Source organism: Amycolatopsis sp. NPDC054798 (assembly GCF_053611505.1).
In genome coordinates this window covers 1-7,286 of the sequence record NZ_JBSHAM010000165.1, presented here as the reverse complement: position 1 = coordinate 7,286, position 7,286 = coordinate 1, and the positions used below count along the sequence as shown (strand labels likewise).

The window sequence follows — 7,286 nt, the reverse complement described above, 5'->3', positions numbered from 1 at the left end:
CCTTGAGGGAATCTGATTCCCTCAAGGAGTCCTTCACGGACGGAACACGGGCCGGAAGCTGTCCCGTTGTCGGGGTTCTCAAAGCCGCGAAGGGATGACAAGCTGCTCTCCAGCTGGTCGCCTCGGGACCGGCGCGCACGATGACAACGTTGTCAGCCTGGAGGTAGCGCGTCCATGTGGTCGCAGAAGAGACGGGTGGCCGCAGTCGCGGCAGTGGGCTTCGTGATGGCCGGACTGGTGTCCGGCACGCCCGCGAGCGCGGCGACGGCCGATCCGGTGTCGCTGGTCAACCCGTTCGTCGGCACGCAGAACTTCGGCAACACCTTTCCCGGAGCCAGCGCGCCCTTCGGCATGGTCCAGGTCAGCCCCGACACCGGCGGCCAAGGCGGCTACGACTACCAGCAGAACTCGATCTACGGCTTCAGCCAGACCCACCTCTCCGGCGTCGGCTGCGGTGTGATGGGCGAACTGCCGGTCATGCCGACCACCGGGGCCGTCGGCTCCGTCGACAAGAACTCCTACAAATCCGAGTACAGCCACGACGACGAGAAAGCCGAACCCGGCTACTACCGCGTCGGGCTGAAGAAGTACGGCGTCAACGCCGAACTCACCGCCACCCCGCGCACCGGCTGGCAGCGCTACACCTTCCCCTCGACCGGCCAGGCCAACGTTCTCTTCAACACCGGCCAGGCGAACCAGTCGGTGAAGGATTCCGAGATCCACGTCGTCGGCGACCGGACCCTCGAGGGTCGCGTGCGCGCGGGCGGCTTCTGCGCCGGGCACGACGAGCACACCGTCTACTTCACCGCCGCCTTCGACCGTCCGTTCGCCTCCTACGGCACCTGGCGCGGCAGCACCCGCACGGCGGGCAGCCGCGACGCCGCGGGCACCGGCGGCAACGGCGCGTGGGTCAGCTTCGACGCCGCGACTGATCACGACGTCGTCCTCAAGGTGGGCCTCTCCTACACCGGCCTCGCCGGCGCGCGGGACAACCTCGCGAAAGAAACCAGCGACAGCTACGACTTCGACGCCACCCGCGCCGCGTTGCGCCGGCAGTGGGCGGACCGGCTCGGCGCGATCAAGATCAGCGGTGGCACCACCGAACGGCAGACCGCCTTCTACACCTCGCTTTATCACGCGCAACTGCATCCGAACCTGGCTGGCGACATCAGCGGCGACTACGCCGGATTCGACGGCAAGGTCCACCGTGCCAACGGCTACACGCCGTATCAGAACTTCTCGCTCTGGGATACCTATCGCCCGCAGAACCAGCTCCTTGAGATGTTGGAGCCGCAGGTAGCCAGGGACGTCGCGCTGTCCGTGCTGGCAATAGGCCGCGACGGCGGCTGGTTGCCGAGATGGGCGCTGGCGGGCAGCGAAACGAACATCATGACTGGCGACCCGGTAACGCCGTTCCTCGTCGAGGCTTGGTCGAAGGGCTTGCTGGCCGGGCACGAGGACGAGGCGTACTCGCTGCTCAAGAAGAACGCGACCAGCACGCCGCCCGCCGATTCGCCGTACAACGGCCGTTCCGGCGTGAATTACTACAACGACCGCGGGTACATCCCGAGCGGTCTCACCCTGGGCAAGGACTGCGCGGACAAGGGCGGCGACAACGACTGCGAGCATCCGACCTCGGCGACCATGGAGTACTCCGCCGCCGATGCCGCGCTCGCGTTGATGGCCAAGGGGTTGGGCCGTCAAGCCGACGCGCGCATGTTCGCCGACCGCGGCCAGTGGTACCGCAATGTCTGGAACGCCGCCGACAAACAGTTCCGCCCGCGCACCGTCGACGGCACCTGGCTCACGCCCTACAACCCGGTCGACGCGGACCATCAGTTCCACGAGGGTGGTGCCTACCAGTACCAATGGCTGGTCCCGCAGGATCCGGCCGGGCTCACCGCGCTGATGGGCGGCAAGCAGGCGACGGAAAAGCGCCTCGACTCCTTCTTCGCCTACGGCAACTTGCTCAAGGACCCAGCAGGCACCGCGCGCAAGGACTGGATCGCCAGCCCGTACGACTACTACGCCAAGGCCACCTACAACCCCAACAACGAACCCGACCTTCTTTCCCCGTACATGTACAACTGGGTCGGCGCGCCGGCGAAGACCGCGACCGTCGTCCGCGCGGCGATGACGCTGTTCACCACCGGCCCGGACGGCATGACCGGCAACGACGACCTCGGCACGATGTCGGCCTGGTACGTCTTCTCGTCGCTCGGCCTCTACCCGACGATGAGCGGCGCGAACTTCCTCGCCGTGTCCAGCCCGCAGTTCGAATCGGCGACTGTCCGGATCGGACAGTACGAGGGCAGGCAAGGCGGCACGCTGACTGTCACCGCGCCGGGCGCGAGCGACACGAACCGTTACGTGCAAAGCGTTTCGCTCGACGGGCGCGACGTCCGGCAGACCTGGCTCGACTGGTCCGCGGTCGCGCACGGCGGCAAGCTCGCCTACCAAGTCGGCTCGACGCCGTCCCGCTGGGGCACGCAGCCGGGCACGGAACCGCCGTCAGTGAACCAGGCCGCCGGAGACCAGCGCAGACATGTGGACACGACGCTGCGGCCGGGTTCGGTAGTGCTGCCCCAGCAATCCGCGGCGCAGACTGTCCACTTGAACCTCGACGTGCTCGGCCAGAATCCTGGAGCGCAGCCGGTCTTCGTGACCTCGTCGGCACCGGCTGGCTGGCGAGTGCAGACCGAGCCGCTGCAACTGCTGTGGTCCTTCCGGCTGCCGACGCAAAAGACTGCGCCGGTCACAGTGACCGTCCCGGCTAACACGCCCGTCGGCACGTATTCGGTGCAACTCAAGGCATCTGGGCCGGGAGCGAATACCGTTACTCGTACGGCGAGCATCGAGGTACGGGAACCGACGGTGTGCGCGACGACGTCCGGAACCCAGTGCGCGGTCGATCTCGGCCACGATCGCAATCACGACGGCACCGCTACCGTCGCGGCGTCCACGGAGGGCAATTTCGACGGCAGCGGGTGGAGTTACGACGCCGACCTGATGCCGCCAGCCGGAACCTTCGTCCACAATGGAGTTACTTACGCAGCACCCGATCCCACCGGAACCGCCGCGAATTTCGTGGAAGCTCGCGGGCAATCGCTGCTGCTGCCCGCCGGAAAGCACCAGGCGGTCCAGCTGATCGGCTCGTCGCACAACGGTCCGGTGTCCGCGTCGCTGACCGTGCACTACAGCGACGGATCCAGTGCGGATCTCCCGGTGACGTTCGGCGACTGGGCCGGTTCCACCCCGTCCGGCACGGCTGTCGTGCTCGACCTGCCGCACCGCATCAAGGCGGGCAGCGGAGTCGACGGGCCGCCGGTGCGGCTGTTCGGCCTCTCCTCCACAGTGGACGGGGCCAAGACCGTCCAGTCGGTGAGCCTGCCGAACGACCCGCGAATCCAGCTCTACGCGATCACCCTCGCCTGAGCACTTGAACCCGGCCGGGTTCGCCGGATCCCTCCCCTTCGTCCGGCGAACCCGGCCATCCTCCACCATCCCCCAGCCCCCAGAAGTCAGCCCCCGGAAATCTCAGGCGGCCTGACCCGCGGCCACCGCCGCGACCCGGCCCATCGCCTCGGCGTAGCAGGCTTCGAACGAGTCCAAAGTAGACTCCAGCGCGTGCCCGGCGATCATCTTGCCGCTCGCCGCCCCCATCCGCGCCAGCGTCGCCGGGTCGGCGAGCACCGCGTGCAGCCGTTCGGCCAACTGTCCCACATTGCCCGGCTCGAACAGCCAGCCGTTGTATCCCGGACGGCACAGGTGCGGCAGTGCCATCGCGTCCGCGACCACCACCGGCTTACCCGCGGCCATCGCTTCCATCGTCGCGAGGCTCTGCAGTTCGGCGACACCTGGCATGCAGAAGAGGTCCGCGGCCGCGTAAGCGTCGAGCAAGTCCTCTTCGGACACAAACCCGCGGAACCGCACCCGGTCGGCGATGCCCAGCTCGTCCGCCAGCTTTTCCCATTCCGCCCGGCAGGAACCGTCGCCGACGATCTCCGCGCGCAGTCCGGGCAAGAGCGCGACCGCACGCAGCAGTTCGTCGACGCGCTTCTCTTCGTCAAGACGTCCGACGAACAACACCGTCGGATCTTCGGAGGATCGCGACACCGTGCGCAACCGGTAGCGATCGATGTCGATGCCGCACGACACCGGAATCGCACGTTCCGGGAAACCGTTGTCGTGCAACAGTTCCACCGCACGCGGCGTCGGCGCGGTGACGACGCGGGCCGTCGAGAAGACTCGCGTCAGGTCACGCCACGCCCACCGCGAAGCCGCACCGCGCAGCCACGTCGGCACGCGCACGTGGCCGAACAGGTTCTCCGGCATGAAATGGTTCGTCGCGACACCGGGAACGCCCATCGCCTCAGCGTGCTTCAGCACGTACCGGCCGACCACGAAATGCGCCTGGACGTGCACAAGATCGGGCTGCAACTCCTCCAGCAGCGCAGCGACGTCCTTGCTCACCTCCCAGGGCAGGCCGATCCGGAAGGTCCGGTGGAACGGCGTGCGATGCGACCGGACGCGGTGCACCACGACGTCGCCGTCTCTTTCGGTGCGCGCCGGGCCGTCCGGGTCGACGCTGATCACGTGGACCTCGTGCCCCCGGCCGGCGAGGCCGGCGGACAGCCGGTACGCGAACTGCGCCGCGCCGTTGACGTCCGGCGGATAGGTTTCGGCGGCGACCACTATGCGCAACGCCCGGTCGTCGTTCACTGAGTGCTCCGATCTGGTGGAATGAACAGGAGAAGAACCGCTGCGGCTCAGCACCGCCACGCCTCCGACGGCCAGGACCGCCGCGATCAGCGCGACCGCGGTCGCCGTGGCGTCGAGGTGGGTAGCTTCGCCGAGAACTCCGGCACCGAGGCCGACCGCGACCAGCGGATCCACGACAGTCAGGCAGGCGACGGCGAGGTGCGGCGGACCGCACCGGTAGGACAGCTGAACGAGCCAGCCGCCGGCCATCAGCGCCGTCACTATCGCGGCGACGGAGATTGCGGTGCTGAAATCGACGGTGCCCTCGCGTATTTCGAGGGAAACCGCTCGCATCAATACCGAAACGAAGCCGTAGGCAGCGCCACCGGCCGCGCCGAAACACAGGCCGCGGATCGAGGGGCGAGAACAAATCGCGCCGATCAGCGTCAGCAGCGCCACGACTCCCAGCGCCAGCAAGGCTGCCCGCAGCTGAGCGTCGGTGCCGACCTCGGTGCTCGTGGTGCTGCCCGCGGCGACGGTCACGAACGTGCCGACGCCGAGCATGGTGACCGCGACCGCGGGCAGATCCCGCCGTCTCCGGTCGAGAATCGCAGTAATCGCAACGGCGATGACCCCGACCGGCTGCACGACGGTCAGCGGAGCCATCCCCAGCGCGACCGCGTGCACGCCCGCCCCCGAACCGAGCAGGGCCAGCCCGCCGAGCCAGCGCGGCGCGCGGATCAGCTCCCCGATCCGCGGACGTCCGGACAGCCCGGAGACCACCCCGTGCTGCAGAAGTGCGCCGGTGGAAAAGAAAACCGCGCCGAGCGCGGCGAGCAGAATGGCGATGACTGTCATGCCGCCGCCTCGGCTCGCGCCATCGCGGCGACCGCGAAAAGCTGTGCGTAGAGCAGGGCGTACAACACGCGTTCGAACAGCCCCAGGAACTCGGGCACGGATTGCTCCAGCAACGGAGCGTGTGCCAGCAGAAAAGCGAGCGAAGCGGCCCCGGAGGCCAGGGAAAGCCAGCGCACCGCCTTCGCTTCCGGGTTCCGGCGCGCCAGCAGCCATCCCGCCAGCGGCAGGCAGACGAACATCGCCGCACCGGCATAACGGTGCACCGCACCGGAAAACGACGTTTCCACCCCGGTCGGATCGGTCGGGAAGAACGTCGCGATCACCAAACCGGCCGCCCACAACGCGATCAGCACCGACTCCGGGCTGCGTTTCGGCAGCCCCTGCCGGAGCAGCGCGTGCCGCACCGCCAGCGACGCGCCGGCCAGCCCGAGCGAAGCCGCCGCCAGCAGCACCGCCCCGCCGGGCGGGAAGACGTAATCGCTGATGACGTCGCGGACCGGGTCGATCGTGCCCGCCGCCACCACGTGCAGCAGCAGGATCGGCACCAGCGAAACAGCCAAGGCCGCAGCGGCGATCGCGGCCGGCGTCCAGGGCGTCCATCTGGCCGCCCCGGCTTTCCGCGTCATGAGGGTCACAACGATCAGCATGCTGGCGGCTGTGACCCCCGACATCGGGGAACACCCTGAGATGCACCCCTGGAATCCGGGGCCGGGGTCCGGCCCGCTCATTGCCGGATCGGACCGGACGCGCGGCTCCGTCTTGCCGTCGGCGAACCCGAAGGGACTGACTCGACCCGAGCTGAATAGGGCGTTATACAGCAGACAGGACAAGGCTGTTCGTCGACTGTCCTTTGTAGACTCCGCGGGTCCCTCACCCGGGTGGATGTCGATTCCGCCGGGCGAAGCCGAGAGTCGCCGCCCCCGCCCTGCTGACGGCGCGAAACCGCGCGGCTGCCCGGCGCGGCCGCCGGGTGCGCAGCGGTTGCCGGTGCGGTGGCCCCGTGTTCAGATCCGGGCGAACCCAGCCGAAGGAGCGCAATTCCCATGCAGAGGGCACTCGTCAAGGCGGTCGTCGGGGCCGCAGCCGTCGTCGCGCTGGTCAGCGCGTGCGGGTCGGGAGGATCGAACGACTCGTCCGGATCCGGAGCGTCCGGGCAGAACACCGCCCAGTCCAGCGGAGCCGCCCAGTCCGGGGACGCCGGGCAGAACGGCGCGTCCGGCCAGAACGGCGCACCGGACCAGAACGGGGCGTCCGGCCAGAACGGAGCCGCCGGGCAGAACGGTCCGGCCGCGCAGCAGGTCACCGCCGCGATCCAGCAGGCGGCGCAGGCCTCTCCGATCAAGTTCGAGCCGGAGAAGGCGGAACTGACCGGCAAGGCCAAGGAAGGTCTCGCCGCGATCGCGAAAGCCATGCAGGGCAACGAGGTCAAGCTGAAGGTCGAGACCCACGCCGGCTATCCGGACGCGGAGAAGGCGAAGCAGCTCGCCGAGCAGCGCGCGCAGGCGATCGCCACCGCGCTCGAGGGCGACGGCGTCGCCAAGGACCGCGTGCAGAGCGAGCCGAGCGGCAACGAAAAGGCGCAGGGCGACCAGGCGTTGGACACCCAGCTCAGCGTCGCTTCGTAACTCGTTCCCGCAGTCATTGCCTGACTGGATCGGCGAAGTGGGGGGGGCGGGGCGGGGCGTGCACCCGCCAACACCACGACCGGCTGACAAGCTACAATGTAG

4 protein-coding genes are annotated in these 7,286 nt (G+C 68.6%); 2 read left to right on the top strand and 2 right to left on the bottom strand.

Translation table 11 applies throughout. From position 1 onward, the window contains the following. Window positions 1-174 precede the first annotated feature (174 nt). Complete coding sequence (locus ACWGIC_RS43270) at window positions 175-3,435, top strand: GH92 family glycosyl hydrolase (protein WP_452081760.1); 3,261 nt, start codon at window positions 175-177, stop codon at window positions 3,433-3,435. 102 nt (window positions 3,436-3,537) lie between these two features. On the opposite strand, the gene ACWGIC_RS43265 is transcribed toward ACWGIC_RS43270, so the two are convergent. Both ACWGIC_RS43265 and ACWGIC_RS43260 read right to left on the bottom strand, forming a co-directional pair. Further along, entirely contained in the window at window positions 3,538-5,559 is a 2,022-nt protein-coding gene (locus ACWGIC_RS43265) for a glycosyltransferase (RefSeq protein WP_452081759.1), read from the bottom strand. Further along, window positions 5,556-6,230 carry a DUF998 domain-containing protein gene (locus tag ACWGIC_RS43260; RefSeq protein ID WP_452081758.1) on the bottom strand — a complete coding sequence of 225 codons (675 nt, stop codon included), beginning with the start codon at window positions 6,228-6,230 and terminating at the stop codon, window positions 5,556-5,558. The genes ACWGIC_RS43265 and ACWGIC_RS43260 overlap by 4 nt, the downstream gene beginning before the upstream one ends. Window positions 6,231-6,602: 372 nt before the next feature. On the opposite strand from ACWGIC_RS43260, the gene ACWGIC_RS43255 reads away from it, so the two are divergent. Further along, window positions 6,603-7,184 carry an OmpA family protein gene (locus ACWGIC_RS43255; protein WP_452081757.1) on the top strand — a complete coding sequence of 194 codons (582 nt, stop codon included), beginning with the start codon at window positions 6,603-6,605 and terminating at the stop codon, window positions 7,182-7,184. The last annotated feature ends 102 nt before the right edge of the window (window positions 7,185-7,286 follow it).